This window comes from Acidithiobacillus sp. TH-A67, from assembly GCF_057473545.1.
Genome location: NZ_JBYCKU010000060.1, coordinates 1 through 26,584 on the forward strand (window position 1 = coordinate 1; position 26,584 = coordinate 26,584).

Sequence of the window (26,584 nt, forward strand, 5' to 3'; positions counted from 1 at the left end):
CTCCTGACACTTACCGGGCAGTGGCCAAAAAAACGGGCTGGCCCCGCAGGACCAGCCCATTCGTTACCGCTGGGGTAGGATGACTTAGAAGCCGCCCATCCCGCCCATGCCGCCCATGTCACCCATATCGGGCGCGCCACCGGCCTTGTCTTCCTTCTTCGGAAGTTCGGTAACCATCGCTTCGGTGGTGATCATCAGACCGCCGACGCTGGAGGCCTTCTGCAAAGCCGTACGAGTGACCTTGGTGGGGTCGATGACGCCCATCTCGAACATGTCACCATACTCGCCGGAGGCGGCGTTGTAGCCGTAGCCGTCATTGCCTTCGAGCACCTTGTTCAGCACCACGCTGCCCTCGCCACCGGCGTTGGCAACGATCTGGCGCAGCGGCTCTTCGATGGCGCGGCGGATGATGGCCACGCCCATCTCCTGGTCGTGGTTGTCAGTCTTGATCTTGTCCAGCACCTTGCGGGCACGGACCAGGGCCACACCGCCACCGGGGACGATGCCTTCTTCGACGGCCGCACGGGTCGCGTGCAGGGCGTCTTCCACGCGGGCCTTCTTCTCCTTCATTTCGATTTCGGAGCCAGCCCCCACCTTGATCACCGCCACACCGCCAGCCAGTTTGGCAACGCGCTCCTGCAGTTTCTCGCGGTCATAGTCGGAGGTTGCTTCTTCCATCTGCCGACGGATCTGCTCTACGCGGGCCTTGATTTCCTTCTGCTGGCCGGCGCCGTCGATGATAGTGGTGTTTTCCTTGCTGATCACCACCTTCTTCGCCTCGCCTAGGTCGCTTAGGGAGGCACCTTCCAGCTTCATGCCCACTTCCTCGCTAATGACGCGGCCGCCGGTGAGGATGGCCATGTCTTCGAGCATCGCCTTGCGCCGATCGCCAAAGCCTGGGGCCTTGACCGCCGCTACCTTGATGATGCCGCGCATGGAGTTGACCACCAGGGTCGCCAGGGCCTCACCCTCGACGTCCTCGGCGATGATCAGCAACGGACGGCCACCCTTGGCCACGCCTTCCAGCACCGGCAGCATGTCGCGGATGTTGGAGATCTTCTTGTCGTGCAGCAGAATGTAGGGATTCTCCAGCTCGGCAACCATCTTGTCCTGATTGTTGACGAAGTAAGGAGAGATATAACCGCGGTCGAACTGCATACCCTCGACCACATCCAGCTCGTTCTCGAAGCCGGAGCCTTCCTCGACGGTGATCACGCCCTCGTTGCCGACCTTTTCCATAGCCTCGGCGATGATCTTGCCGATGGAGTCATCGGAGTTGGCGGAGATGGTGCCCACCTGGGCCACTTCCTTCTGGGTCTTGCAGGGCTTGGACTGCTTCTTCAGGTCCTCGACCACGGCGATGACCGCCTTGTCGATGCCGCGCTTCAGGTCCATGGGGTTCATGCCGGCGATGACCGCCTTGACACCCTCACGGATGATGGCCTGGGCCAACACGGTAGCGGTGGTGGTGCCGTCACCGGCCTCGTCGGAGGCCTGGGAAGCGACTTCCTTCACCATCTGTGCGCCCATGTTCTCGAACTTGTCGGCCAGCTCGATTTCCTTGGCGACGGATACTCCATCCTTGGTGATGGTGGGGGCGCCGAAAGACTTGTCGAGCACCACGTTACGGCCCTTCGGCCCCAGGGTCACCTTGACCGAATCAGCCAGGACATTGACACCGCGCAGCATCTTCTCGCGGGCTATTTCAGCAAAAGCTACTTGTTTAGCAGGCATGGAATCACCTCTTCAACGAATGTGGAAAATATCGGGAAAATTTCGGATGGCTTACTTGTCGACCACTGCCATGATGTCGTCTTCACGCATCACTAGCAGCTCTTCGCCTTCGACCTTGATTTCCGTACCGGCGTACTTGGCAAACAGAACGCGGTCACCTACCTTCACATCCAGGCCACGAACCTTGCCGTCTTCCAGAATCTTGCCATGGCCGACGGCCACGACTTCGCCCTGCACCGGCTTTTCCTTGGCGGTATCGGGAATGATGATGCCACCGGCAGTCTTCTGCTCTTCCTCCAGGCGGCGGATGACAACACGATCATGCAACGGACGCAGTTTCATAGAAGCTTTCCTCATCGAAATTGGACCAAAATCAGAACCCCCCAAAGATGAGTGTTAGCACTCACCTTCGCCGAGTGCTAATCATAGGCATCCGTGAGATGGTGTCAAGGGGGTTACACAAGAGAAGCGCTTTCTGTCGGGCGACCCTGGTAACTGTGCTTGCGCGACAACCTGCAGCGCAGCAATTACGTGGTGCATTTGAGGGAAGTGTGGTGTGGGGCAGCTATTGAAAGGTGTTGGTATTTTTCGAGACGGCCGGTGGCATTTATTCGTTTTTCAGTGACCTGGAGGGGGTTGATTGGCACCTGGACAATCCGGCTGACGCCGTCTAATTGCCTCGGGCAAGAGAAGCGGGGTAAGCGGAGAGAAAGGTATGGCAACCGCCGTGAAGGGACAACAACGGCAAACGGAAAAGGTCAATCTGACCGATTTCGTTTGGGAAGCCAAGACCGCAGATGGGCGCACGCGGCAAAAAGGCGAGATGACGGCGGCCTCGGCCAATGTGGTCAAGGCCAGTCTGCGGCGGGCGGGGCTTACCCCCATCGTGGTCAAAAAAGCGCCTAAACCGCTCCTGGGCGGGGAGGGGATCAAGGAAGCCAGTCTGGTGGTCATGGTGCGTCAGCTTTCCACGATGATCAATGCGGGCGTGCCCTTGGTACAGAGTTTCGAGCTGCTGGTTTCAGCGACTTCCCAGCCCGGTATGCGCAAGTTGCTCAAGGGCATTTTGCGCCATCTGAACGAAGGCGAATCCCTGTCGCAGTCTCTGGCGCACTATCCCAAATACTTTGATCGCCTCTTCGTTTCGCTGGTAGCGGCGGGCGAGCAGGGCGGTATTCTCGACACCATCCTGCTGCGTTTGGCGGATTACCGCGAAAAGAGTTTGGCCCTGACCAAAAAGGTCAAATCCGCGATGTTCTACCCGGCAGCGATCATTACCGTCATGATCGTCGTGGTGGTCATCCTGATGATCTTCGTGATTCCCGTCTTCGCGAACCTTTTCAGTAGCTTTGGTGCTACCCTGCCGCTGTTGACCCAGGTGGTCATCAATATTTCCAACTGGATGCGCGGGCACTGGTACATCGTGGTGGTAACGCCCATTGCTGCCGTGTTTCTGTTTCGCTATGCCTACCGGCGCAGTGACAAATTCAAGGTGCTTGTCGATCGCTATGCCCTGAAAATTCCGGTCTTGGGCGATATTTTGCTGAAGGGTGCGGTGGCTCGTTTCAATCGCACGCTCTCGACCATGCAGGCTGCCGGTGTACCCATTCTCGATGCCCTGGATACCCTTTCCCGGGTGTCCAATAACGCCATCATCGAAAAGAGCGTGCTCAATGCCCGCGCCGATGTTGCCGCAGGCGGGCGTATCTCTACCAAGCTCAAAGAAGATGGCGTGTTTCCCCTGATGGCCACGCAGATGCTTGCCATTGGTGAAGAAACCGGCGCCGTCGAGGTGATGTCGGGCAAGGTCGCGGATTTCTATGAAAACGAGGTAAACGAGGCCGTCAATCGCATGTCAACCCTCATGGAGCCGATCATCATGGTCATCCTGGGTATCGTGGTGGGGACCCTGGTGGTGGCGATGTATCTGCCGATCTTCAAGATGGGCGCGGTCGTGACCCACGGCGGGTAAAGGTAAGTCCTTGCTCGGCGTGCTCTGACTCAGGGTGTCTGCCGCGGCCAGGGACCGGTGTACCACGGCGGGATTTGCGGCAGTCCGTTGTCTACCGTTGGCGATTGTGGCGGACGTGGCTTGGGCAGCCGGGGGTAGGGTTGATAGGGGTAGGGCGGATAGAGAAAGAGGGACGGGCCGCGGTCTTCATGGATGATCTGTGGCTGCCGTTGTCCCAGATAGTTTTCCAGAGCGCGTAGCAGATTGAGCTTGGCGGCAAGCTCCTCGTCCTTGGCAATTTTCTGCTCTGTTTGCCCCGCTTTCCGCGCGGGTTGCTCCACGACGGGCGCCGGTGGGGTGGCCGATATGGGACTCTGCTCACCGATTTTTTGCACGTCTCTAGCGTCCTTGGGTGGCTGATTGCCAAAGCTGACCACGCCCTCGGGCGAGACCCAGCGGTAAATGGGTAGCGCAAGTGCCGAGGGTGCCAGGACTGGCATCACCAACCAGCAGGCACTCACAACGACGAGATATCTGGGCAAACTCCGTGTTTTCCGCATGTTTTGCTCATTTGCGCTTGCTACTGATTACCATAAACCTTTTCCCATGGATACCCCAAATCATCCCGCAGATCGTCTCAACCCATCCCATCTTCTGGCCCATTCTGCAAGGGCCCAGTCGCGCCAGTCATCGGGGCTTGCACCGCGCAAATCGGCGGGAGTTTCCCAACCCAGCGTCTGCAGGCTCTGTTCCCAGACGATTCTGGCATCAAAGGCAGTGGCGCTGTCGCTTTTGGAGAGTTTTTTGCCTTTAGCATCATAAAGTAAGGGTAGGTGCCCATATTGGAGCGACGGTAAACCCAGTTGCCTTTGCAGGTACTGCTGTAGAGGGGTGATGGCCGTCAGGTCGGCCCCGCGGATCACCTCGGTAATTCCCTGTTCGGCATCATCCACCACGCAGCAGAGGAGATAGGCAAACGGTCCATCGGCACGCAACAGAGCCGGGGGCTGCTCGGGAGGAATGAATTCCTGAGTGCCCAGGTAGCGATCTTGCCAGGGCGCGCGAAGTAGGGCGTGCAAATCCAGACGCCAGGCCCGGGGACTGCGTGGCGGCTGGCTGCGACAGCTGCAGGGTCGGTGGGCGAGGCTTTGCCGGGTACAGTCGCAGGGGTAGGCAAGCTCTTGTTCTCGCAGCCGTTGCAGCGCCGCGGCGTATTGATCCTGGTGCTGCGATTGGTAGCGAAGGGGGCCGTCCCATGCGAGTCCGAGGGAGTCCAACTGCCGCAGAATCTGCCCGGCAGCCTCTGGCCGACAACGGGTGCTGTCGATGTCATCGATACGCAGCAGCCATCGTCCCCCTTGGGACTTAGCGCTCAGGTAACTGCCAATGGCCGCCAGTGCCGAGCCCGCATGCAAGGGCCCGCTGGGACTTGGCGCAAAGCGGCCGGTAATGACTTGCGCCAGGCGAATCGGTAGATTGTTGCGGGAGTCTGTGGGCATCGTTGCAAACGCGAAAGAGGAAACAGCCGTACATGCCAGCATACTCTGTCCGCAGCGAAATGCTGAATACCTGCTTGGGAGTTATCTGAATGTCCTCCGGTGAGTTTGCCCTGATTACCGAACTGCGGGATGCCCTGGGCCAGGAGCGGCCTGGGGATGGTACCCTGATTGGCATTGGCGATGACGCTGCGGTGCTCGATTGTGGCGGACGGTCGCTGGTGGCCTGTACCGATACCTTGGTGGCGGGGCGGCATTTTTTTGCCGACGTGAACGCCGCGGATTTGGCCTGGAAGGCGCTGGCCGTCAACCTCAGTGACCTTGCCGCCATGGGCGCCGAACCGCGCTGGGCCTTGCTCAATCTGGCTTTGCCGGCTGGGTTGGCGACGGCTGCCTGGCGTGCCGACTTTGTGCGTGGCTGGCAGATCCTTGCATCTTCGTCTGTCGTGCGTCTGGTGGGCGGCGATACGGTGGCCAGCGATGGGCCGCTGACCGTGACGGTGACTGTCCTGGGACTGCTCAGTGGACCGGCCTTGCAGCGGGACGCAGCGCAGCCGGGGAACGATATCTATGTGACCGGTACCCTGGGCGATGCGGCACTGGCCCTGGAGCGCGCCTTTGCCGCACGCCGGGGCGAGGAGACCCCGCCCCTGGCAGGGGCCGACTGGCTGGAGCAACGACGCTTGCGTCCTACGCCGCGTCTTGCCTTTGCCCAGGCGGCGCAACGCTTGCGCGTTCCTTGCGCTCAGGATGTTTCGGATGGCTTTCTCGCGGATCTGGGCCATATTTTGAGCGCTTCGCGGGTCGGTGCGCGTATCGATGCCGAGTGCCTGCCCCTGAGTCCGCCGGTGGCGGAGTGGGTGGCGGAGGATGAGGAACGACTATCGCGCACTGTCCTCACCGGTGGCGACGATTACGAGTTGATCCTCTGCGCGCCGCCCTCCCTGGCCGACGAGCTGCAGGACGCGGCGCGGCGCACCGCGACGCCCTTGTGCAGGGTAGGGCGGATTTTGCCGCCTGAGTCGGGTGTGCGGCTTTTCTGGCAGGGCGAAGAACGAACGTTGCCGACACAATGGGGGCACGAGCATGCACTCTGAATTTCCGATTTATTTCCCTCTGCAGCCCGCTGCCTTGCCTATGGCGCAGCGGGTGGCGGCCTGGATCGAGGGGGCGGGGCAGCCCGTGCGCTTGTCCCTGTGCCGCGAGCTACCGTTGGATGCTGTGATTGGCGTGGCCTTGGGAGACTTTGCCAATGCCGCTGCCTGGCAAGCTGCCGGTGGAACCCTTCTTGACCCCCTCGACTGGTCGAGGCTTGCAGAATATCTGTGTCGCTACTGGCCGCTTGCGGCAATGCCGCGCACCCGCTTTGACGTGACCCCAGCGGATGCTGCCTTGCCGGGAGAAATCTGGGTGGGAGATGGGGACGGACTGGTACTGGATCTGGCGCCGCCGGAGTGGGCCTTGTTGCGCTGGGCTGAGAGCCGCGGCTGGCAGTTGGCGACGGCGGAGTCCTGCACCGCTGGCGGAATTGCCGCGCGCATTGCCGCCTTGCCGGGATCGTCTGCCGTGCTGCGCCAGGGTTTTGTGGTGTACAGCAATGCCGCCAAGGAAGAGATGCTGGGGGTCTCGGGCGAGACACTGCAGGCGCATGGTGCGGTCTCCGAGGCCGTGGTTGGCGAGATGCTCGATGGTGCCCTGCGTCATGCCGACCTTGCCGTTGCGGTCAGCGGTATTGCCGGCCCGGGCGGCGCAGTGCCCGGCAAACCAGTAGGCACCGTCTGTCTGGGCTGGGCAAGCCGCAGCCGACGGCAGGTGTGCACGTTGCTTTTCGCCGGTGATCGCTGGGCAGTGCAATATGCAGCCGGCACGGTCGCCATCGGTGGCTTGTTGGGTTTGCTGGCAGTAGAGTGAGCATCCCAAGATTGGTCTGAGCGAATCCCTCGGGTAGAATGCCCGGGTACCCCAACGAGGAGATGGCAAGATGGATGATCAACGGAGCAAGGCGCTGGCTGCGGCCCTATCGCAAATCGACCGCCAGTTTGGCAAGGGTGCCATCATGCGCCTGGGCGAGCAGAGCGCTGTCAAGGACATTGCCGTTTATTCCACGGGTTCCCTGGGGTTGGATCTGGCCTTGGGGGTCGGTGGGCTGCCGCGCGGGCGTATCGTCGAGATCTATGGGCCGGAATCCTCCGGCAAAACGACCCTGACCCTGCACGCTATCGCCAGTTGTCAGGCCGCCGGCGGTACCGCGGCCTTCATCGATGCCGAACATGCCCTCGATCCCACCTACGCGCAGAAGCTCGGGGTGGATCTCGAAAATCTCCTCATCTCGCAGCCGGACACCGGCGAACAGGCGCTGGAGATTGCCGATATGCTGGTGCGCTCCGGTGCCGTCGATCTCATCGTCATCGATTCTGTGGCCGCCCTGACCCCCAAGGCGGAAATCGAAGGCGAGATGGGTGATTCGCACGTCGGTCTGCAGGCGCGTCTGATGAGTCAGGCGCTGCGCAAACTCACCGCCAACATCTCGCGTACCAATACCCTGGTCATTTTCATCAACCAGATTCGCATGAAAATCGGTGTCATGTATGGCAGCCCGGAAACCACCACCGGCGGCAATGCCCTCAAGTTTTACGCCTCGGTACGGTTGGATATCCGCCGCATTGGCGCGATCAAGAAGGGCGACGAGGTCCTTGGCAACGATACTCGGGTGAAGGTGGTCAAGAACAAGGTGGCTCCTCCCTTTCGCGAGGCGGAGTTCGCCATCTATTACGGCGAAGGCATCTCGCGTCTGTCGGAGCTGGTCGATCTGGGCGTCAAGTTCGACATTTTGGAAAAGAGTGGGGCCTGGTACAGCTACGGCACGGAGCGGATCGGGCAGGGCAAGGAAAACGCCCGCCAGTATCTGAAAGAGCATCCGGAAGTAGCCAAGGCCATCGAGGACAAAGTGCGTGCCGCGGCCCTGGGGCACCCGCTGGCCTTTGCCGAAGAGCTTCCGGGGCTCGCCGAAGCCGAGGTATGAGTGACGGGGAGGCGGCCATCGAGGCCGCTGCCCTGCGATTGCTGGCGCGCCGAGAATACGCCCGCGCCGAGTTACGATCTCGCCTCTTGCGGCAGTCTGGCTTCGCCGCCGAGGCGGTGGATGCGGTCCTTGCAAGTTTGGAAGGGCGCGGATATCTGAGCGATGCCCGCTACCGTGAGGCGCGGATGCGCAGTCGAGCAGCGCGTGGTCAGGGTCCCGTGCGGGTGGCGCAGGACTGGCGCGCGAGTGGCGCAGGCGATGACCGCGCCTTGCTGGCAGAGGTCGATTGGCTGGCACGGGCGCGGCAGGTGCTGCAGAAGCGTTTTGGTGAGCAGGCACCTGGCGACGCCAAGGAATGGGCACGTCGGGCGCGTTTTTTACAGGGGCGGGGCTTTCCTCCCGATTTGATTCGCAAGGCGTTGGCCGGAGAAGATTTTTTTGCGGATGGGGAGTGAGCCCCGCCGAGTATCGTTCAGGGAGTCATATGAAGTCAGCAGCCATCCGTACCGCTTTTCTGGAGTTTTTTGCCAGCCAAGGGCATCAGATCGTCCCCAGCAGCCCGCTGGTGCCGCGTAATGACCCGACGCTGCTCTTCACCAATGCGGGTATGGTGCAGTTCAAGGATACCTTTCTTGGACTGGAGCAGCGCCCCTATACGCGGGCCGTCTCCACCCAGCGCTGCATGCGCGCCGGCGGCAAGCACAACGATCTCGAAAATGTTGGTTACACCGCACGGCACCATACCTTCTTCGAGATGCTCGGTAATTTCTCTTTTGGCGATTACTTCAAGCGGGAAGCCATCCAGTTTGCCTGGCGTTTCCTCACCGAGACCCTGGGCCTGCCAGCCGAAAAACTCTGGGTGACGGTCTACGAAAAGGATGACGAAGCGGCCGCAATCTGGCTCGACGAGATGAAAGTCGACGCGACGCGCTTTTCCCGCTGCGGCGACAAGGACAACTTCTGGAGCATGGGCGATACCGGCCCCTGCGGTCCCTGTTCCGAGATTTTTTACGATCATGGTGCGGAAATCCCTGGCGGCCCGCCCGGAAGCCTCGATGCTGACGGTGACCGTTATATCGAGATCTGGAATCTGGTCTTCATGCAATACGACCGGGACAGCTCGGGTAAGCTCACGCCCTTGCCCAAGCCTTCGGTCGACACCGGTATGGGACTGGAACGTCTGGCGGCGGTCCTGCAGGGCGTACACAACAACTACGACACCGACATCTTTCAGGTGCTGATCGCAGCCGCGGCAGAGCTTGCCGCTACCCCTTATGGTGCCAGCGCCGAAAGTGATACCAGTCTGCGGGTCTTGGCCGATCACATCCGCGCCTGCAGTTTCCTGATCACCGATGGGGTCATGCCGAGCAATGAAGGTCGTGGTTATGTGCTGCGGCGTATCATCCGCCGTGCGGTGCGGCATGGGCGCAAACTGGGCATCGAGGATGCATTTTTCTATCGTCTCGTGGCACCGCTGGTTGCCAGCATGGGTGATGCCTACCCGGAGCTGCGCCAGGCACAACACGAGGTCGAGCGGCAGCTGCATCGCGAGGAAGACAAATTCCGCGAGACCTTACAGCGCGGGCTCGATCTCCTTGACGAGGCCATTACCAAACTGCCGGCAGGGGCGCCCATCCCCGGAGAGGTCATCTTTCGTCTGTCCGATACTTACGGTTTCCCGGTTGATTTGACGGCCGATATTGCCCGTGAGCGTAGCCTGGAGATGGACATGGCGGGCTTTGACGCGGCCCTGGCTGAGCAGCGCCAACGCTCCCGCGCCGCGTGGTCGGGCAGTGGCGCGGTGAAGGCGGAAAAGATCTATCATGACTTGGCCATGCAACTGCCGCCTACGGAATTTTTGGGCTATGGCGGTTGCGAAGGGGCCGGGCGCGTGCTTGCCATCGTGCGCGATGGCGCCAGTTTGGACACTCTGACGGCGGGCGAGTCCGCTGCGATCATCCTAGATCAGACGCCATTCTATGCTGAGTCGGGTGGGCAGGCGGGTGACGTCGGCAAGCTCTTCCATGGTCTGGAAGTACTCTTTACCGTGACGGATACGCAAAAGCCGGTGCCCAGCCAGCATGTGCACATCGGTACTCTGGAACGCGGCAGTATCCGGGTTGGGGAGATCCTGCAGGCAGCGGTCGATCCCACTTCCCGTGCTGCTACCGCCGCGCACCACTCGGCGACGCATCTTCTGCATGCGGTCCTACGCCGGCGTTTAGGCGCCCATGTGCAGCAAAAAGGCTCGCTGGTGAATGCCGAACGGCTGCGCTTCGACTTCAGCCATCCGGAGCCTCTGGGGTCGGCGGAGTTACAGGCCATCGAGCGTGAGATAAATGCGGCCATTCGCGCCAATGTGCAGGCCGAGACGCGGGTATTGCCCCTGGCCGAGGCCCAGGCCTTGGGTGCCATGGCCCTCTTTGGCGAGAAATATGGCGAGGAAGTTCGCGTTGTGCTGATGGGGGAGCACTCGCTGGAGTTTTGTGGCGGCACCCATGTCGCTGCCCTTGGGGAGATCGGCTTCTTCAAGATTCTGAGCGAGTCCGCCGTCGCCGCGGGGATTCGCCGCATCGAAGCGGTAGCTGGGGAGGCCGCCTTGCGCAGTGTGCAGCAGGATGAGGAACGCCTGCGCGGGGCGGCGGCCTTGCTCAAGACAGCCCCCGCCGAACTCGATCAGCGTTTGGTCCAGACCCTGGAACGCTTACGGCAACTGGAGAAGGAGCTGGAGCGCAGCAAGCGTGAATTGGCCGCCTCCGCGGGTGCCGATCTGGCCGCGCGGGTAGAGCGCATTCAGGATGTCCCGGTCCTGTTGCAACGTCTGGACGGAATGGATGCAAAGGCCCTACGCGAGGTGCTCGATCGTCTCCGCTCGGAAATCAGCTCCGGTATCATCGTTCTGGCCGGTGTTGCCGATGACAAGGTGTCGCTCTTGGCGGCGGTCAGCAAGGAACTGCATGGCAAGGTCCATGCGGGTGAACTGGTGAATGTGGTCGCGAAACCGCTGGGAGGCAAAGGTGGTGGACGACCGGACATGGCCCAAGCCGGCGCCGCCCAACCGGAAGGGCTGGACGCGGCGATGGCCGAGGCAAGGACGTGGCTTAACGAGAAGATTGCCTCCTGAGGGAGTGACCGCAATCAGGGGCGGCCAGGGCCATGGTCGCCCTGCCAACCACGGTCTCCCGCCGGCCCATGGTCTCCGTGTCCATGGTCACCGTGGCCGGGATTGCCATGGTCGGGTCCGCGATCTCCTGGGCGGTTCCATCCTTGTGCTCCGTGCTCTGGTCTGTGTGGCCGATATTGCTGAGGAACGGGGGGTTGCAGCCGGGCTTGCGGCCGGAACTGCCGCCAATGCGGGTCGCGCGCACGGTAATGGGCCTCGTTCTGCACCCGCTGCCAATCGCCGGGATGCCAGCGTTGTAATCCCGGGGGTGGCGCGGCAATCGGGCGCCACGGCCCACGGTATGCCGGACCTACCCACCATCGATTGCCGTAAAAGTAGTAGTAGCTGGAGCCACCGTAGAAAATGGGCTGGGAGCTGCCATAAGCCGCATACACGCCCAGACTGGGCAGCCAGACCATCAGTGGCGGAGTGGCGACGACCGCAGGCGGGTAGTACGCCGGCGTGCCAATGTTCAGTTGCAGATCGATGGGGGCAGCCATCGCGGCACCACTCAAGCCGAGGGCTGCAATACCCAACAGGCCATTTCTTAGGGAAAATCTCATCTGCTTTCTCATGATGCTCTCTCCAGTTGCGTCCCGCTCGTGGTCAAGTACAGGTACTCTTCGCTATCTTTGGGCCAGACTCTAGCAATGAGCATACGGCTTCGCGGCAGAGAGGTGTGAATGCAAAAGTGTGAGGAATCATGAATTGTCCCGTAATGCCTCATGATTGACACAGCCGAGCTGGAGCGACTGCTACTTGCTGTTACGCGTGGTGATCAGCAGGCGTTCCAGCGTTTTTACTGGGAGACGTGACGCTGATCAGCAGTTAGGATGCATCCACAGGTCTGCGCCGTGCATACTAGACTGTGATGACACAGTTCATCACTCTTTTCTCGTCACAGGCAGGAGAATATCATGCTGGAAAATGAGCAAGTTGGCGCAAATCGTCGGGATTTTCTGAAAAAAGTGCCCTTTTTGGTCTGGGTCTGGCGGCTGCCGGAAATCTGGTTTTGCCGGCCACGGTGCGGGCCGCAGGGATGCCTGCGAACAGCGAGAGCCACGATCTGGGTATCCTGAACTTTGCCCTGAATGCCGAACATCAGGCGATTGCGGCCTACCAGGTGGGAGCTGACAATAAGCTCCTGAAGCCGGGTCCGCTCAAACTGGCCCTGGAATTTCAAAAGGATCATGAAGCGCACGCGGACGTACTCGCCGAGACGATCAAGAAGATGGGTGCTAAGCCGGTCGCGGCCAAGCTGCCACTCACCGCCTCCATGGGTGACTTGGCCAAGGCCTGGGGTTTCCCTGTCAATAAGTTGAAGGACCAGGCCGACGCACTGCATTTTGCCGCAGGCTTGGAAATCTGCGCTGCCAAGGCGTATTTGGGGGCAGTGAAACAGTTCAGTAATCCGTAACCGCTCGCTGAGGGGCGTTCTTCCGTGTTGAAGCTGGTTGTCCGACCATGACTGCTCTTTCGTTGCATGGGAGTGGATGATGGATGGCATTACTGGCAAGGATGCAGATCGGGAGCAACGTTGGCAAGGGTTACTTGTAGCAGCTACACATGGCCTTGCCGGCCTTGAGGAAAACTAGTAGATTATACCAACGGCACCGAGCGCCTACCGAACCAAAGAATGCATTTTGTCCGGTAGCAGAAACTTGGATATTTGGGCAAGCAGGATCTCAGGCTACCCACATGAAACGTCAAGGGACAATTTGTCTGATCGCTGCCAGAAATTAACGGCTAGCACTCCACGGGGAAATATGAGCAGTAAAAACTTTGGAATTGTTGCTCATTTTTACTATCCAGAATTAGTTGACACATTATTTGATCAAATAGAATCCTTATCAGATGATGCCGATGTTTTTGCAACAACATCAGAACAAGCTGCTGCACACGTCATAAAAAGGGCTGAAACAAGTAAATTCAGTTGTTTTGTAATCATAACAGAAAACAAGGGGCGCGATGTTTTGCCATTTATTTATGTGCTAAATAACTTTCTCCTTGAAGAATATAATATAATTTTAAAGGCTCACACAAAAAAGAGCTCGCATTTAACAGACGGATCAAAATGGGCAGAGGTTCACCTAAAATATAATATTGGTGATAAAAGTTGCTTTAAATGGGTGTCTACAGCATTCGATGAGCTAGAAAGTGTTGGCATGATATTTCACGATAGAGTTTCTATGTTTTCCGATGCGGACATTGGAAACAATCCGAATATGTTAGATTTTGCAAAACTTTTTGGAATTGATAATCTTTGCAGGGCTAAGTGGGATTTTTCGGCAGGAACAATGTTTTATGTAAGGGGTGCGGCCCTAAGTTATTTGAAATCGTTAAATCTAGGATCTGATATTTTTGAAGATGAAAAAAATCAACTGGACGGAACATTGGCGCATTCTTTTGAAAGACTTTTTCCGCTTTTTATTAAAAAATCTGGCTACGATATTTTAAGCGCAGATTATCCAACAACAAAAATTAATGATATAAAAAAAGCGATAAAAAAAATAACTAAAAAAGGGCTAAAAATTTACAGCACGAAAAGAAAGAGAATGAAATAAAAAATAAAATAAACCACTTTTTCTATCTAGAAATCTGGTTCATCATTATTTTGAATAAGTAAGATGGTATGCAACCGATATCCACGCAAAACAGGACCGCATCATGCAACACAAAATCTCCCTTGCCGCCAAAGTCATTGGCTTGGCCGCCACACTCTCCCTGACCGGCTGCGCCTTCGTACCGGATACAGTGCACCCAACCCATCTTTTCACTGTGTAAATTTTTGCTGACGCTATCCCCGGATTTTCACTGGAGGTGATACAACGTCCTCGATAAACTCCCCACCTGGCCCGCCAAAAAACTTCACGAATTTCCCCCCTGGAACTGGACGAGCCCTACCGTATCCTGAACAGACCTCAGGCGACTAGGTGGGTTACTCGGACGGTTACGATTGGCGGTGCTCCAAGTTCTTACCCCAGCGTTTTGTTCCTGCATTGGATATCCAGATCAACAACAAGCTCACCATTGCTAACCCAATATATACACAGTAGCCCAAGGGATACCCCTGACTTCCGAAGCGATCAACGAATGCACCTAGGAGAGGTGGTACTGCGAAGCCGCCCAGACAACCGAGACCACCGACCCATCCTGACGCACCTCCTACAGCATCCGGTACGTAGTGGGGTACCAACTTAAAAACGGCACCGTTGTTAATACCCATGCCGGCACCCACCAGCAACTCGCCTATCACTGTCAACCAGAACATTTGTGAGAACGTCATAACGATTGCGCCGACAAGCAAGATAATTAATGAAATAGCAGCTATTGGCTCTCCTCCCTTACGATCGGCGAGAGCGCCGCCCCAAATGCGGATGAATGCAGCGAGCAAAGAGAAGCTCGCAGTCAGAATGGTGGCCGTCAAAATGGTGGTGTGATAGTAGTTTTTCCAGAAGGTAGGGAACCAGACCGTGAGTGCAAGAAACCCGCCAAAGTTTGTAAAATAAAGCCAAACCAATGGCCATGTTCGCCAATGCCGCGCAGATAAGACGAGTGATTTCCAGAGGCCGCCTGCTGGAAACAGATCTTCTCCGTCTGCTTTGGCACGAATTTTTGCTTCTCCTTTTTCCATATGGCGCGCATGCTGAAAATATGGCGCATTCTTGCCCCAGAAATAATAAAATAAGATTCCCAAAATAATCATGATTAAGGAAAACAGATAGCCGGACCAAAGGCCGGCTACCATTATCACAATTGGTAAAATAAGTGCAACGAAACCTGGAGAAGAGTCTCCTAATCCACCAAATATGGCTAAAGCTTTGCCTTGACTTGTTCTTGGATACCAATACGATACTTGTCCAATGCCCACAGAAAACGTAGCAATGCCGCTGCCTGCGAGAGCGCCTAATCCTAATAAATAGGGATAGTAATGAGCATCCAGATGATTCGGATACAAGGTCAGCAGCATCCAGTAGAGCCCTGCTATGCCAACTAAGGACGCGATTAGCAGGATCAGGAAGGGAACGCGACCCCCATTATGATCAACAGATGCGCCAAAAGGAATGCGAAGCAGAGAACCGGTAAGCATCGGCATACCGACCAACCAACCAATTTGTGTGGGAGATAGGTGCATGGCTTGCACAAAGATGTGCGCAGTCGGCCCATAGAGAGATACTGATCCAGCCCCAATAAAAAAGCCAATAGTCGCTCCGGTCAGAACGCTTCGAGGTGATCCTTGAATGCTGCTAACTTGCTGCGCCATATATAGTCCTCCAGGGTTATTTCCTACGAACTCACTCATTCATTCCGAAGCTGTCCAGACTTGCGGAATAATGGTGTGAATCTCACGGTCGAAAGCATCCACCTAATGTCAAAACTATCTCCTTGAGAGCCTGCGGCGCCAGACAATGTACGCCAACTCTGTATGCGCTACCACAGATATCTCGGCTCCACGCTGATGGATGAGGATTCTATCCGGCGGATCAATCGCGAACGTTGGAACAGCATACATGAGTGTGGTTCCGACGCTTGGCAAGCCTGCACTTTACGCATCCTGAGCATGATTATTTTATCCGCAAAGCGTGACATTTAATTGCAATAATTGGGATTTCGTCGGCTAAGAACATCATGTAGAGAGATCACACTCATTCATTGCTGAAGCCCTATACGTTCTTTTTCCTCCACATTCTCATCTATATGACCGAACGGATTTTGGCCCGCACCAGCTGATATGGACGAATAGCGTAATTTAAGGGTACAGTCCAGATATGCACCAATCTGCTAAAAGGGAAAAGAAAAAACACCGTCATCCCGCAAAACATATGGATTTTATAAATAATGGGAATGTTCCGTATCAGAGACGGATCTGGCTGAAACGTAGCTATACTTCTTACATACTGTATGAGTATTTGCATGTTTTGGACGTGATCAGATAGCGCGTCTGGTACGCTAATAAACTGAGTACCCAATCCAAAGCATAGTGTGATCAACAACCAAACCAGAATAAATATGTCCATGAAACGGCTAGCGTAGCGTACGTTGGGATCAAGGAGACGCCGAAGCAGTAGCATAAGACCGCCGATCATTGCAATTACGCCGGCGGTAATACCTGCGCCGGCAGCAATCCACTGATGCTCAACCGGATCTGCACCAAGCCATTCCAAGATATTGGTGAGAAATCCTGTAAAGTGCCCGAGAAAGAGCGTAAGAATTCCGATATGCCAGAGATTACTCGCCCACATCATATAGCGCTTGGATGCGAGAATTTGACTGGAAAAGCTAGACCAACCGTACTGTTCTCGCTCATAGCGTATTATGGACCCCACAAGGAATGTTGTTCCCGCAATGAAAGGATAAACCCCAAAGAGAAAATAATTCCAGGACCAGTTCATGACTCTACTCCAGCTGGTAAGTTATCAACGAGTTGTGCGTATGGAAGAATTATCGCAACCAGTCTCGCATAGGGACTATGAATGCCACGCAGCTTTTCTTCCAGAATTGTTATAGACTCCTGTGCGGCGGAGAGAAATACACGACTTTCCTCTATAGTGAGGGTCGCGGCAAAGTCGAGAATTACTGGAAGGTAATCTGGTAAATACTGAGGGCTGGGGACCCAACCGTGTGCTGAGTAGTGCTCCAATAATCGTAATAACACGGTCCCTCGGCCGCGGTCATCTTCTGGAAGGAGATGTGCGCTCAAGTGTAAATCGCAGGACGGTGTCCAATCGAAGGTCTCGACGTATTTGGCCTCTAGAGCTAACGACTCTTGCTTTTCCATCCATTCGATATGCTGTAATAAGACTTTTCGTTCCAATGGAAGAAACTCGTCGGCATCTACTGATGTGTGAATTTCTGAAAGAGCCGCGCTCAGGTTGCTGCCAGGATAGTCCAACAGCAAAGCTAAAATGTGAAACAACGGCTGCCGGATCATGCCGTGTCCTTATTGTTATAGTAAGGACGGAAGTGTAAAGGTTGTACGTTAGCACCAGGACTTTCCTTGCGTCGTTTGGGAAAGATCTCAGGAGGGCTGATTCCGGTGCTGCTATCATTACCAAAGACAAAGCCGTTTTGCCCTTGAAAATCGTATGGATCATCCATCATTGTTTCCTGATGACTGGTAGGAATAACAAAGCGGTCGTCGTAATGTGCGAGCGCTAGATATCGATACATCTCTTGTGCTGTAGCAACATCCAGGTCAGCGCCAGACAAAACATCTAGATTGGCGCTCTTGTCCACGTGTATACTGCGCTGATAGGCACGCAGGGCGATAAGCTTCGTCAAAGCCGCAATTACTGGTTCGCGTTTTCCTGCGGTAAAGAGACTTGCGAGATAATCAATTGGAATCCGCAACGATTCCAGACGGGGAAGTACCTCGTCTGCAGTTTTAGGGATGCGTTTGGGATGTATTTCTCTACCCATGGGTGATAGGGGAGGTACGTACCAGACCATCGGTAAGGTGCGAAACTCCGGATGCAACGGAAGCGCAATCTTCCAGTCTACGGCCATTTTATATATTGGCGATCTCTGGGCTGCATCAATCCAAGAATCTGGAACACCGTCCCGACGAGCTTGAGCTACAATTTCTGGATCGTGCGGATCGAGGAAGATCTGAAGTTGTGCCTCGTAAAGGTCTTCCAGATTTTCAGTATTTGCGTACTCTGCAATCCGGTCTGCATCGTATAGCATGATGCCGTTATAGCGGATACGGCCGACGCATGTATCGGAACAGATGGTCGGCAGACCTGACTCTACTCGCGGATAGCAAGCAATACATTTTTCCGATTTTCCAGATTCCCAATTAAAATATACTTTCTTATAGGGACAGGCGGAAATACACATTCGCCATCCCCGACAACGATCCTGGTCAATCAGGACGATACCGTCTTCTTCTCGCTTATAGATCGCTCCCGAGGGACATCCGGCTACACAAGCTGGATTGAGACAATGGTTACACATGCGTGGCAGATAGAAAAAAAAGGTCTTTTCAAACTCTCCAAGAAGTTCTTTATTCGAGACCTCGCGCAAGTTGTAATCTACTGAACGAGTTTTATAGGTTCCACCTAGTTGATCTTCCCAATTGCCGCTCCAGTTGATTTTGTCTAATGTACGTCCGCTCACTAGGGAGACGGGTCGAGCTACGGGTGCCGTTTCGACCAGGGGGCTATCCACCAGATGGCTATAATTAAACGAAAATGGCTCGTAATAATCGAGGATTTCAGGAAGGTGTGGGTTAGCGAATATGGTCATCAACTCCCAAAGGCGCCCACCTTGTTTTAAATGCAGCTTACCATTCTTGCGCACCCATCCACCGTGCCAGTGATCCTGATTCTCCCAGTTTTTAGGATATCCTACGCCGGGTTTCGTTTCGACGTTATTAAACCAGATGTATTCCGTACCGCGGCGATTCGTCCAGGTATTCTTACAGGTAACGGAACAAGTGTGGCATCCTATACATTTATCGAGATTGAAAACGAGAGCAAATTGTGCACGGACTTTCATCTGGTGCCCTCCACGGCTTGCCTAAGTATGGCTTCGTCTTTTTCCGTTAGTGGCCCTTCCATCCACTTTATTGTTGCATCGCTTACCTTGCGAATCAGGATTTCGGAGTCGCGCTGGCTGCCTACGGGACCGTAATAGTTTAACGTCCAGGCAAGTTGGGCATAGCCTCCGACCATATGGGTCGGCTTAACAATGACGCGAGTGGCGCTATTATTGATTCCACCGCGCTTACCGGTGCTAGGTGCGCCAGGGACATTGATGGTATTCTCTTGCTGATGATACATGATCGAGACCCCTTCGGGTATTCTTTGACTTACAACGGCACGTGCCATAAGTGCCCCGTTCTCGTTGATTCCCTCGACCCAGTCATTATCCGCGATATGCAGACGATCGGCATCTTTCTCGCTGATCCAGATATGGGGGCCTCCTCGCGAGAGATGGAGCATACGTAGGTCATCATGATAGGTGCTGTGGATGCCCCATTTGTCGTGTGGAGTGAGGAATCGCAATAACAACCCATTCTGAGTGTCGAAGCGCTCGTCCAAACCTTGGACTGCCAAGGTTGGTAGTGGTGGGCGATAGGTGCAGAATCCCTCACCAAAGTCCAGAAACCACTCATGATCTAGATAAAATTGGCCACGTCCAGTCAGGGTTCTGTAGGGCACGGCATGATGAATATTGATGTATCCAGAATTGTAACTGACGGCATCGGACATCAGGCCGCTCCACGTCGGAGAAGATATAACTTTCCGGGGCTGTACTTGGAGATCATGGAAATGGATTTTCTCATCGCGCCGGTTCGCGGCCAGTTGAGTCAGTTGTAGGCCCGTTTTCTTCTCTAGGGAACGCCACGCTTTGTATGCAACCTCGCCGTTGGTTTCCGGAGAGAGATGTAAGACCATGTCGCAGGCTTGAATATCTGTGCTGAGAGAGGGTCGGTGAGCGTCTTCTTGGTCCTCGCCCTGGAATGCGCCGTTTATATGTAGTAACTCCTCTATTTCCTGTCCTGCTTCCCAATGTTCCCCTTTCGCACCATTGCCCAAGTCTTGCAGACGAGGTCCGATACAGCAGTATTGGTGGTAAACTTGGCTGTAGTCTCTAGTCACGATTTCTAAACGCGGACAATTCCGTCCCGGTATTGGTCTTGTACCCTTCCTTTTCCAGTCATCGACACCAATAGCTTGGCCCAATTCGTCAGGGCTATCGTGCAGTAAAGCTAACGCTAAAAGATCTTTTCGGATGCCAAGATGTTTTGTGGCAAGTTTAGAAAAACGCTGGGCAATGTTCCGGAAAATCTGCCAGTCACTTCGACTCTCCCAACCTGGGTCTACTGCAGCACCTAGAGGGTGGATAAATGGATGCATATCGGTAGTGTTGAGGTCGTTTTTCTCGTACCAGGTAGCAGTGGGCAAGATGATGTCAGAGTAAGCGCCGGTGCTATTCAGACGAAAGTTGATGTCGACCATCAGATCTAGTTTTCCTATAGGTGCAGACTCTCGCCATTTTATTTCTTGACTGGAAGCTCCCGCATCATCGCGTCCCAGCACGGCGTTTTCTGCGCCGAGTAAGTGTTTGAGGAAATACTCGTGCCCCTTGGCATTGGTACCGATTAGATTGTTGCGCCATACAAAAAGATTACGTGGCCAATTATTGTGGTGATCAATATCCTCGCTGGCAAATCGTAAGTCTCCATTTTGCAAGTCTGTGATAACAGCCTCGATGGCATCTGCGTCCGTCGTGCATCCCTGTTGTTCCAGGCTCGCCAGAATCTCCAAGGGATTGCGATCAAAGTGCGGCGCTGCAGGCAACCAACCCATTCGCTCGGCAACGACATTATAGTCAGCGAGAGTATGGCCTCGATAGCTGGCCTTAGCTGCCGGCTGCAGAAGCTGTTCCGCATGGACACGCTCGTACCGCCATTGGTCTGTGTGAAGATACCAGAAGCTGGTGCCGGCCGCTTGGCGAGCGTGGGGATACCAATCGCTGGCGAAGGATAAAGGAAGCCATCCCGCCTGGGGCCGAAGCGCCTCTTGTCCGACATAATGTGCCCAACCGCCGCCGCTTTGCCCGACACAGCCACAAAGATGTACTAGGTTTATGATAGCGCGATAGTTCATGTCGTTGTGATACCAATGATTGGTACCTGCACCGACTATCACCATAGAACGGCCTTGCGTGGCTACGGCATTCTGCGCGAACTCGCGGGCAATACGCACACACACATCTTGGGGTATGCCCGTGATGGACTCCTGCCAGGCTGGCGTAAAGCAATGATCGGGATCCGAATAGTCAGCAAGCGGATCGTTCTCTTCTACTATTTCTACACCGGTTCGACGCACACCATACTGAGCTAGTAACAAATCAAAAACTGAACAAACGAGTAATTCTCCATGTTTTGTCTGCAGGCGCCGAGCTGAAACTTTGCGCTCTATCAAAGCGGGTACATCTTCACCGCGCTTGCCATAGTACGGAAAAACCACGGTTACAAGTTCGGTATTGGGCTTTCCTAAAGCCGAGAGTTCGGCAACAATGGGCGCATGGCTGCTGGCGTCCTCTTGAAGCAGGTTCCAGTTGCCTTCAGCTTCATCCCATCGGAAGCCTATTGACCCCTTTGGACACCGGTAATTCTTAGTTAGCTCGTCAAAAATGATGGTTTTCCAGTCCGGATTGGAATCCTGCCCCAACTGATCTTTGAAATCACCAGCCCGGAGGAAGCGATCACTGGTGTGGTGGCCATCCGGTAGAGGTCGGAGTATTACCTGCATGGGTAAGTCCGTGAAACGGCGGCAATAGTCTATAAAATAGGGGACTTCCTTTTGAATATAGAATTCCTGCAAGACGACATGGCCCATAGCCAAAAAGAATGCCGCGTCGGTCCCGGCTCGAACGGGTAGCCATTCATCGGCAAACTTGACATATTCAGCATAGTCGGGTGCCATAGCGACCACTTTCGTCCCTTTGTAGCGTACTTCGGAATAAAAGTGTGCGTCTGGGGTGCGGGTTGCTGGGATATTGGTGCCTGCGACAATGATATAAGTAGAGTTGAACCAATCGGCCGACTCTGGCACATCCGTCTGCTCCCCCCAGACTTGGGGCGAAGAGGGGGGGAGGTCGCAATACCAGTCGTAGAAGCTCAACGGTACCCCGCCGATGAGGGAGAGGTAACGGGCGCCCGAGGCATAGCTAATCATGGACATGGCCGGGATGACGGAAAATCCGGCAATGCGATCTGGGCCGTACTGCAAAATGGTATACACATTCGCGGCGGCGATAATCTCATTGACTTCCTCCCAAGAACTACGAACAAAGCCCCCCAAGCCTCGAACAGCGATGTAGCTGCTGCGTTTGCGCGGGTCTTCTTGGATGGCTCGCCAAGCCTCCACGGGATCCTTTCCCCGAGCCTTCTCGGCGCGGTAAAGCTCCAGCAAGCGTCCGCGAACCATCGGGTATTTGATACGATGTGGACTATAGAGGTACCAGGAAAAGCTGGCGCCTCTTTGACATCCCCGGGGCTCGTGATTGGGTAGGTCTGGGCGCGTTTCCGGGTAATCGTGAGCCTGCATCTCAAAAACCACCAATCCATTTTTGACATGCACATTCCAGCTGCATCCACCGGTGCAGTTTACCCCATGAGTAGTGCGTACGATCTTATCGTAGCGCCAACGGTGGCGATAGGCGTCCTCCCACTGACGATCGTCGCGCAATTTTACGCCGTGGCCATCGGCAAACGCTTCTTGATCGCGCACTAAGAATTTCAGTCGATCCAATAAGTGACTCACTTAGTCCTCCTCCATTTCACGTGGGACAGGCTCAGCCAGTTCGCATCTGCGCCAAGTATAGACTATTCTGAAGGGCGAGATAGTGTTGTCCGTACGTATCCGCGATGAGCGAGGATTCTTGATCGGAATCAAGGTAAACGTCTGTGCGCTGCGTCATCGTAGCGAAACGATACAGCTCCTGGCTTGGTTCTGCGGTAGGTCACAGAATCGCGGCGTCGCGTTTGGTGAACGCTAATGATGATCTGTAGTCGTTAGGTGATCAATAGACTCTATAGAGGGTTATGCTATGGATTTGATGGATGTATCTGCACCCTCCTTTGATGATCCGGTAGGACTCTTGTTGGCTTGCCATCGGCGCATAGAGAAGCACTGCGACACCTTAGAGCGGATCCCTGGGCATTTGCAAAGTCATGGGGTGGACAACGAGTCGTTGACAGCTGCCGAGCGTATTCTACGATACTTTGATCTTGCCGGCCCAGCCCACCATGCCGATGAAGAATTCGCGCTCTTCCCTTGGCTTTTGGTACATCCGGATTTTCCAGAGTTTCTTCGTGCACCCTTACGAAACCTGACTGCCCAACACCGCCAGCTGGAAGAGGCTTGGCAGAATCTTGCAGAGGATCTGCGCGACTTGGTCGCTACCAAAAAGATTCGAGCACTACGACTTGAGCCATTCATTACAATGAACCGCGTTCACATCGCCCTGGAGGATGGAGAGATTTTCCCTCTTGCTCGACAACTCCTGGACCCAGATTCTGCCAGAGCCATCGGTGAAACCATGTTGCAGAGGCGACGTGACGAGGAGCGCGGTGCATGAACAAAAATAACGTCCTCTCTGGGCATGGGTTTTTTCCTGTTGGGTGTGGCTTTGACCGTCATATTCCAGCTTTGCCTTTGACATGGGTTTGACAGCCGCCTGGTGGCTACCCATCGTGTCGCCCGCGATTGCCGCGGCCAGTGGCGGTTGCTGGCACCACACCAAGCTCCTGCTGCAGCTGAGAACGTGATTTACCTGAGTTATGTGTTCTGGGCGATATTGGTGCTACTGGCGATGGAGATTCTCGCGATTCTGTTGCTTCGCTTGATTCTGCACAAAATGCCGCATCAGGATATGGCGGTTTCTAGTTGGCTGCCACTGGGACCGATCGGTACCGGTGCAATGATAATGATCACTCTGGGCAATGCAGATTTTGCCAATTTTCACGGTGCCCTGGCGGAGATGACGCATTTCGCACAAATGGCGGGTCTGATGGTTGCCCTCCTGTGGGGCTTTGGCCTGTGGTGGATGTGCATGGCGATATCCTGTGCTATCTGTGGGATGGACTGCCGTTCAATTCAATATGGGCTGGTGGGGCTTTACCTTCCTCTTGAGCGTTTTCAATTCAGCAACCTATTTGCTCGCCGACAAGATCGGCTTCTGGATTTTTGCCCCTTTGGGCGTGGTCTTTACCGCAATGCTGGCATTTTTCTGGGTGATCGCCACACAGAAGAGTTTTTTACATGTGGACGGGTGGGCTCTTCTGTGTTCCCTGTTTATCCGAAGAAACCGGATTACCTATGCAGTGCGAGAGTCCAAGGCTGGCATCAGAAACAGGCAGATAGGTAGTTTTATCCTGCAGGCCAAAAAAAGGAGAAATCAATGAAACCAATACCGCTATTGATCATCGGGCTGATTGCGCTACCAGCAATTAGCTACGGAGAAACCATACAACAGTTCCTCGAGAAATCCACAGTAAGCGGCAATATCCGGTCCTACTATGATAATCAAATGTTTGGCGGTGATTCGGTAGAAAATCGTTATGCCTATTCCCTCGGTGGCATGATCAAGGTGCAGACAGCTCCATTGTATGGCGTTAGCGCTGGCGTTGCCTTCTATACCGCCAATGATCTTGGGGCCAACGATACCAACGGTCGCGAGCTGCGCCTCGACCCCTTGTTGATGGGGTCAAGAACTTCCTTAAATGTCTTGGGGCAAGCCTATTTGCAGTATCAGAATCCATGGCTGCAGGTAGACGTTGGCAATCTCCTGCTCAATACACCTTGGATGGGAACCGCCGATGCGTTCATGATCCCTAACACGTATCAGGCCGTTTCCGTAACGGTCCATCCTCTACCCAACCTGAGCATCATTGGTATCCGCGAGTTTCGTTATAAAAACCGTATTCAGTCCGATTATCATCGACAGACGTTGCTCAACTACAACTCCTACTATAACTATTTGCCTAACAACAGCGACGGTACTCTAGCCTTTGGTATAAAGGGACAAAAACTGGGGATAAAAGCAGCGGCATGGTACTACCGGTTCTATGACTTAACGAATCTATTCTATGGCACCGTAGGTTATACTACCCCAGTCTTGCTGCAGCATTTCCAGCCTTTCGCCGATTTTCAGTACGCGCGGGAGTGGGCTGATGGAGCCCAGCTGACTGGTCCCGTGAATGCTACGGTATTTGGCGGTATGCTGGGGATAAAAGCACACTTTTATGGTATGAGCGGCTCGGTCTTTGCGGCATACGACAACATTCCGCAGCGTGATACAACCTTGCCTAACGGTAAAATCCTGCCCAACGGTGGGTTCATTTCCCCCTATACCCAACAGTACAGCGCGGATCCTCTCTACACTAGTATTATGGATTATGGTCTGATTTCAGCTTCTGCTGCGGGACATGCCTGGAAGGCCGGATTTGTCTTTCATCCCATACCCACCCTTCGCTTCAAATACTCCTACAGCTGGTACCACACGGCACCGTTTCTTCCCAATGTCGAGGCCAACTACATTGACGTTACCTATACCCCAGGAGGATTCTGGAAGGGATTATCCTTACGCAATCGTCTTGCCATCGATCACAGTAATCCTTTCGCCAATTATCATGGCACATTTGTCGATGATCGCCTGATGTTGCAATACAGTTTCTGAGAGCACTTCTCCTCCTCCACATAGTGACGTGCAATTCTTGGCAGCGGTGTATCGCTGCATTTTTATTTGCCATGCATGGTTATATAAGAGCATATCGGCGTTTTGAGTAGGTACGATACTGCACCTGCCATTTGCCGGATACGTCGAGGACTGCGCGACAGGCCAGCATTTCCGGTCGCTCCCGTGACGATTGCAAGCACGACACTGTGGCGACAGTGGCGGTCGCCGTGACTAAAAACCCTATCGAGCGCGGCCTGACGCTAGCCGAGATCGACCGGGTCCATCTCGCCTAGAAGCTGACCAGCCTTGACGTGGTCGGCCACGTATACGTTCAACCGCAACCCCCGCCCGACCACGATCGGGAATACTGTAGGTGTAGTGCGCCTACACGGTGCCGATGCCGAACAGCGCCGGTTGCAGGGCGCGGCTTGCCACCTTGGTTGTCGTGACCGACACCGGCGCCAGCGACCCCGAGCGTAGCGCTACGTAGCCGAACAAGATCAGAATGGGCACCAATACGGCAAGCAGCAGCAGGGTGCGGCAGTTTATTGCGGAAAACGTCATGGCTGGCTCCGAATGCAGCGGTGGTACAGCGCGAACATTCCTGGCGCCGCGCTGCGAATATGTTGGGGTTTGCCGTTCAGCAGGGTCTGCATCACCAGGCCCTGGATGGCACCGATGAACATCGCGGTGGCGGCGTCGGCGGGTAGATGTGAGGGATAGGAATCCATGACATCATCCAATAGTAAGTAATCAGTTCCTGTCTTATCTGTTGGAACCTGTATGTCAAGATGCCCTATGCGGGCATCGGGACATCTGCAACGGCAGCGATTCAGAGGAACGCAGCCCCTACGCTCACGCCAGACTGATAGCCAACAACTTCTTGCGATCCAGAATCACGATATGCTGCCCCTGCATATCGATGGCATGGGCATCTTTCAGGCGGCGGAGGACGCGCGAGAAGGTTTCTGGCGTCAATCCCAGACGCGCCGCGATGCTGACCTTCTTCGCAGGAAGGGAAA

Annotated in this window: 24 protein-coding genes; 11 read left to right on the forward strand and 13 right to left on the reverse strand. The window is 55.1% G+C overall.

Annotation, left to right across the window (positions count from 1 at the left end; all coding sequences use genetic code 11):
* Positions 1–84 precede the first annotated feature (84 nt).
* Together groL and groES are read right to left on the reverse strand one after the other, a co-directional pair.
* Complete coding sequence (groL, locus tag AC2VNM_RS09625; protein ID WP_483166340.1) at positions 85–1,734, reverse strand: chaperonin GroEL; 1,650 nt, start codon at positions 1,732–1,734, stop codon at positions 85–87.
* A gap of 51 nt (positions 1,735–1,785) precedes the next feature.
* On the reverse strand, positions 1,786–2,076 hold the full coding sequence (groES, locus tag AC2VNM_RS09630; RefSeq protein ID WP_483166339.1) for a co-chaperone GroES: 291 nt from the start codon (positions 2,074–2,076) through the stop codon (positions 1,786–1,788).
* 373 nt (positions 2,077–2,449) lie between these two features.
* On the opposite strand from groES, the gene AC2VNM_RS09635 reads away from it, so the two are divergent.
* A complete protein-coding gene (locus AC2VNM_RS09635) occupies positions 2,450–3,706 on the forward strand; it encodes a type II secretion system F family protein (protein WP_483166338.1) in 1,257 nt (418 codons plus the stop codon).
* Positions 3,707–3,735: 29 nt separating this feature from the next.
* Here the strand turns inward: AC2VNM_RS09635 and AC2VNM_RS09640 are convergent, their stop codons facing one another.
* Positions 3,736–4,245 (reverse strand): DUF4124 domain-containing protein, encoded by a 510-nt coding sequence (locus AC2VNM_RS09640; protein WP_483166337.1) that lies wholly within the window; start codon positions 4,243–4,245, stop codon positions 3,736–3,738.
* A 60-nt stretch (positions 4,246–4,305) separates the two neighbouring features.
* Positions 4,306–5,184 (reverse strand): tRNA glutamyl-Q(34) synthetase GluQRS, encoded by an 879-nt coding sequence (gene gluQRS / locus AC2VNM_RS09645; protein ID WP_486913228.1) that lies wholly within the window; start codon positions 5,182–5,184, stop codon positions 4,306–4,308.
* A gap of 89 nt (positions 5,185–5,273) precedes the next feature.
* Here gluQRS and thiL point away from each other — a divergent pair, with 89 nt between their 5' ends.
* From thiL to alaS, 5 genes are all read left to right on the forward strand, one after another.
* Positions 5,274–6,278, forward strand: a complete 1,005-nt coding sequence (thiL, locus tag AC2VNM_RS09650) for a thiamine-phosphate kinase (protein WP_486913229.1) — start codon at positions 5,274–5,276, stop codon at positions 6,276–6,278.
* On the forward strand, positions 6,268–7,092 hold the full coding sequence (locus AC2VNM_RS09655) for a CinA family protein (RefSeq protein ID WP_483166334.1): 825 nt from the start codon (positions 6,268–6,270) through the stop codon (positions 7,090–7,092). The genes thiL and AC2VNM_RS09655 overlap by 11 nt, the downstream gene beginning before the upstream one ends.
* 70 nt (positions 7,093–7,162) lie before the next feature.
* Positions 7,163–8,203 (forward strand): recombinase RecA, encoded by a 1,041-nt coding sequence (gene recA, locus AC2VNM_RS09660; protein WP_483166333.1) that lies wholly within the window; start codon positions 7,163–7,165, stop codon positions 8,201–8,203.
* Complete coding sequence (locus AC2VNM_RS09665; RefSeq protein ID WP_483166332.1) at positions 8,200–8,658, forward strand: regulatory protein RecX; 459 nt, start codon at positions 8,200–8,202, stop codon at positions 8,656–8,658. Before recA ends, AC2VNM_RS09665 begins: the two co-directional genes overlap by 4 nt.
* Positions 8,659–8,687: 29 nt before the next feature.
* Positions 8,688–11,327 (forward strand): alanine--tRNA ligase, encoded by a 2,640-nt coding sequence (alaS, locus tag AC2VNM_RS09670; RefSeq protein ID WP_483166331.1) that lies wholly within the window; start codon positions 8,688–8,690, stop codon positions 11,325–11,327.
* 14 nt (positions 11,328–11,341) lie between these two features.
* Here the strand turns inward: alaS and AC2VNM_RS09675 are convergent, their stop codons facing one another.
* Positions 11,342–11,941 (reverse strand): hypothetical protein, encoded by a 600-nt coding sequence (locus AC2VNM_RS09675; RefSeq protein ID WP_486913231.1) that lies wholly within the window; start codon positions 11,939–11,941, stop codon positions 11,342–11,344.
* 464 nt (positions 11,942–12,405) lie between these two features.
* Between AC2VNM_RS09675 and AC2VNM_RS09680 the strand changes: the two genes are divergently transcribed.
* Entirely contained in the window at positions 12,406–12,783 is a 378-nt protein-coding gene (locus AC2VNM_RS09680) for a ferritin-like domain-containing protein (protein ID WP_483166329.1), read from the forward strand.
* Positions 12,784–13,084: 301 nt separating this feature from the next.
* Positions 13,085–13,930: a rhamnan synthesis F family protein gene (locus AC2VNM_RS09685; RefSeq protein WP_486913236.1), complete on the forward strand. Its 846-nt coding sequence runs from the start codon at positions 13,085–13,087 to the stop codon at positions 13,928–13,930.
* A 386-nt stretch (positions 13,931–14,316) separates the two neighbouring features.
* On the opposite strand, the gene AC2VNM_RS09690 is transcribed toward AC2VNM_RS09685, so the two are convergent.
* From AC2VNM_RS09690 to AC2VNM_RS09710, 5 genes are all read right to left on the reverse strand, one after another.
* Complete coding sequence (locus AC2VNM_RS09690; RefSeq protein WP_483166328.1) at positions 14,317–15,630, reverse strand: MFS transporter; 1,314 nt, start codon at positions 15,628–15,630, stop codon at positions 14,317–14,319.
* 430 nt (positions 15,631–16,060) lie between these two features.
* Positions 16,061–16,759, reverse strand: a complete 699-nt coding sequence (narI, locus tag AC2VNM_RS09695) for a respiratory nitrate reductase subunit gamma (RefSeq protein WP_483166327.1) — start codon at positions 16,757–16,759, stop codon at positions 16,061–16,063.
* Complete coding sequence (gene narJ / locus AC2VNM_RS09700) at positions 16,756–17,298, reverse strand: nitrate reductase molybdenum cofactor assembly chaperone (protein WP_486913232.1); 543 nt, start codon at positions 17,296–17,298, stop codon at positions 16,756–16,758. The genes narI and narJ overlap by 4 nt, the downstream gene beginning before the upstream one ends.
* Positions 17,295–18,866, reverse strand: coding sequence for a nitrate reductase subunit beta (narH, locus tag AC2VNM_RS09705; protein WP_486913233.1), 1,572 nt, complete (start codon positions 18,864–18,866; stop codon positions 17,295–17,297). The genes narJ and narH overlap by 4 nt, the downstream gene beginning before the upstream one ends.
* On the reverse strand, positions 18,863–22,645 hold the full coding sequence (locus AC2VNM_RS09710; RefSeq protein ID WP_486913234.1) for a nitrate reductase subunit alpha: 3,783 nt from the start codon (positions 22,643–22,645) through the stop codon (positions 18,863–18,865). The genes narH and AC2VNM_RS09710 overlap by 4 nt, the downstream gene beginning before the upstream one ends.
* Before the next feature lie 295 nt (positions 22,646–22,940).
* Here AC2VNM_RS09710 and AC2VNM_RS09715 point away from each other — a divergent pair, with 295 nt between their 5' ends.
* From AC2VNM_RS09715 to AC2VNM_RS09725, 3 genes are all read left to right on the forward strand, one after another.
* The gene (locus AC2VNM_RS09715; protein WP_483166323.1) at positions 22,941–23,462 is read left to right on the forward strand and encodes a hemerythrin domain-containing protein; all 522 of its coding nucleotides are present in this window, start codon (positions 22,941–22,943) and stop codon (positions 23,460–23,462) included.
* A 186-nt stretch (positions 23,463–23,648) separates the two neighbouring features.
* Positions 23,649–24,251, forward strand: a complete 603-nt coding sequence (locus AC2VNM_RS09720; RefSeq protein WP_486913235.1) for an SLAC1 family transporter — start codon at positions 23,649–23,651, stop codon at positions 24,249–24,251.
* A gap of 33 nt (positions 24,252–24,284) precedes the next feature.
* Positions 24,285–25,562 carry a hypothetical protein gene (locus tag AC2VNM_RS09725; protein ID WP_483166321.1) on the forward strand — a complete coding sequence of 426 codons (1,278 nt, stop codon included), beginning with the start codon at positions 24,285–24,287 and terminating at the stop codon, positions 25,560–25,562.
* Between the two features lie 384 nt (positions 25,563–25,946).
* Here AC2VNM_RS09725 and AC2VNM_RS09730 read toward each other — a convergent pair whose 3' ends face one another.
* The 3 genes from AC2VNM_RS09730 to AC2VNM_RS09740 form a co-directional block, all read right to left on the reverse strand.
* Positions 25,947–26,126, reverse strand: coding sequence for a hypothetical protein (locus AC2VNM_RS09730; protein ID WP_215871602.1), 180 nt, complete (start codon positions 26,124–26,126; stop codon positions 25,947–25,949).
* Complete coding sequence (locus AC2VNM_RS09735) at positions 26,123–26,293, reverse strand: hypothetical protein (protein WP_483167243.1); 171 nt, start codon at positions 26,291–26,293, stop codon at positions 26,123–26,125. Before AC2VNM_RS09735 ends, AC2VNM_RS09730 begins: the two co-directional genes overlap by 4 nt.
* A gap of 124 nt (positions 26,294–26,417) precedes the next feature.
* Positions 26,418–26,584, reverse strand: a 167-nt coding sequence (locus AC2VNM_RS09740) for a helix-turn-helix domain-containing protein (protein ID WP_486913237.1), incomplete at its 5' end; no start/stop codon positions are given.

Bases quoted from the DNA above. Each gene is read 5' to 3' on its own strand.
- AC2VNM_RS09735 (WP_483167243.1), bottom strand. From the start codon at position 26,293: ATGGATTCCTATCCCTCACATCTACCCGCCGACGCCGCCACCGCGATG.
- AC2VNM_RS09635 (WP_483166338.1), top strand. From the start codon at position 2,450: ATGGCAACCGCCGTGAAGGGACAACAACGGCAAACGGAAAAGGTCAAT.
- AC2VNM_RS09730 (WP_215871602.1), bottom strand. From the start codon at position 26,126: ATGACGTTTTCCGCAATAAACTGCCGCACCCTGCTGCTGCTTGCCGTA.
- AC2VNM_RS09690 (WP_483166328.1), bottom strand. From the start codon at position 15,630: ATGGCGCAGCAAGTTAGCAGCATTCAAGGATCACCTCGAAGCGTTCTG.
- gluQRS (WP_486913228.1), bottom strand. From the start codon at position 5,184: ATGCCCACAGACTCCCGCAACAATCTACCGATTCGCCTGGCGCAAGTC.
- AC2VNM_RS09680 (WP_483166329.1), top strand. From the start codon at position 12,406: ATGCCTGCGAACAGCGAGAGCCACGATCTGGGTATCCTGAACTTTGCC.
- narJ (WP_486913232.1), bottom strand. From the start codon at position 17,298: ATGATCCGGCAGCCGTTGTTTCACATTTTAGCTTTGCTGTTGGACTAT.
- AC2VNM_RS09725 (WP_483166321.1), top strand. From the start codon at position 24,285: ATGAAACCAATACCGCTATTGATCATCGGGCTGATTGCGCTACCAGCA.
- AC2VNM_RS09715 (WP_483166323.1), top strand. From the start codon at position 22,941: ATGGATGTATCTGCACCCTCCTTTGATGATCCGGTAGGACTCTTGTTG.
- AC2VNM_RS09675 (WP_486913231.1), bottom strand. From the start codon at position 11,941: ATGAGAAAGCAGATGAGATTTTCCCTAAGAAATGGCCTGTTGGGTATT.
- AC2VNM_RS09655 (WP_483166334.1), top strand. From the start codon at position 6,268: ATGCACTCTGAATTTCCGATTTATTTCCCTCTGCAGCCCGCTGCCTTG.
- thiL (WP_486913229.1), top strand. From the start codon at position 5,274: ATGTCCTCCGGTGAGTTTGCCCTGATTACCGAACTGCGGGATGCCCTG.
- narH (WP_486913233.1), bottom strand. From the start codon at position 18,866: ATGAAAGTCCGTGCACAATTTGCTCTCGTTTTCAATCTCGATAAATGT.
- recA (WP_483166333.1), top strand. From the start codon at position 7,163: ATGGATGATCAACGGAGCAAGGCGCTGGCTGCGGCCCTATCGCAAATC.
- groES (WP_483166339.1), bottom strand. From the start codon at position 2,076: ATGAAACTGCGTCCGTTGCATGATCGTGTTGTCATCCGCCGCCTGGAG.
- groL (WP_483166340.1), bottom strand. From the start codon at position 1,734: ATGCCTGCTAAACAAGTAGCTTTTGCTGAAATAGCCCGCGAGAAGATG.
- alaS (WP_483166331.1), top strand. From the start codon at position 8,688: ATGAAGTCAGCAGCCATCCGTACCGCTTTTCTGGAGTTTTTTGCCAGC.
- AC2VNM_RS09640 (WP_483166337.1), bottom strand. From the start codon at position 4,245: ATGCGGAAAACACGGAGTTTGCCCAGATATCTCGTCGTTGTGAGTGCC.
- narI (WP_483166327.1), bottom strand. From the start codon at position 16,759: ATGAACTGGTCCTGGAATTATTTTCTCTTTGGGGTTTATCCTTTCATT.
- AC2VNM_RS09665 (WP_483166332.1), top strand. From the start codon at position 8,200: ATGAGTGACGGGGAGGCGGCCATCGAGGCCGCTGCCCTGCGATTGCTG.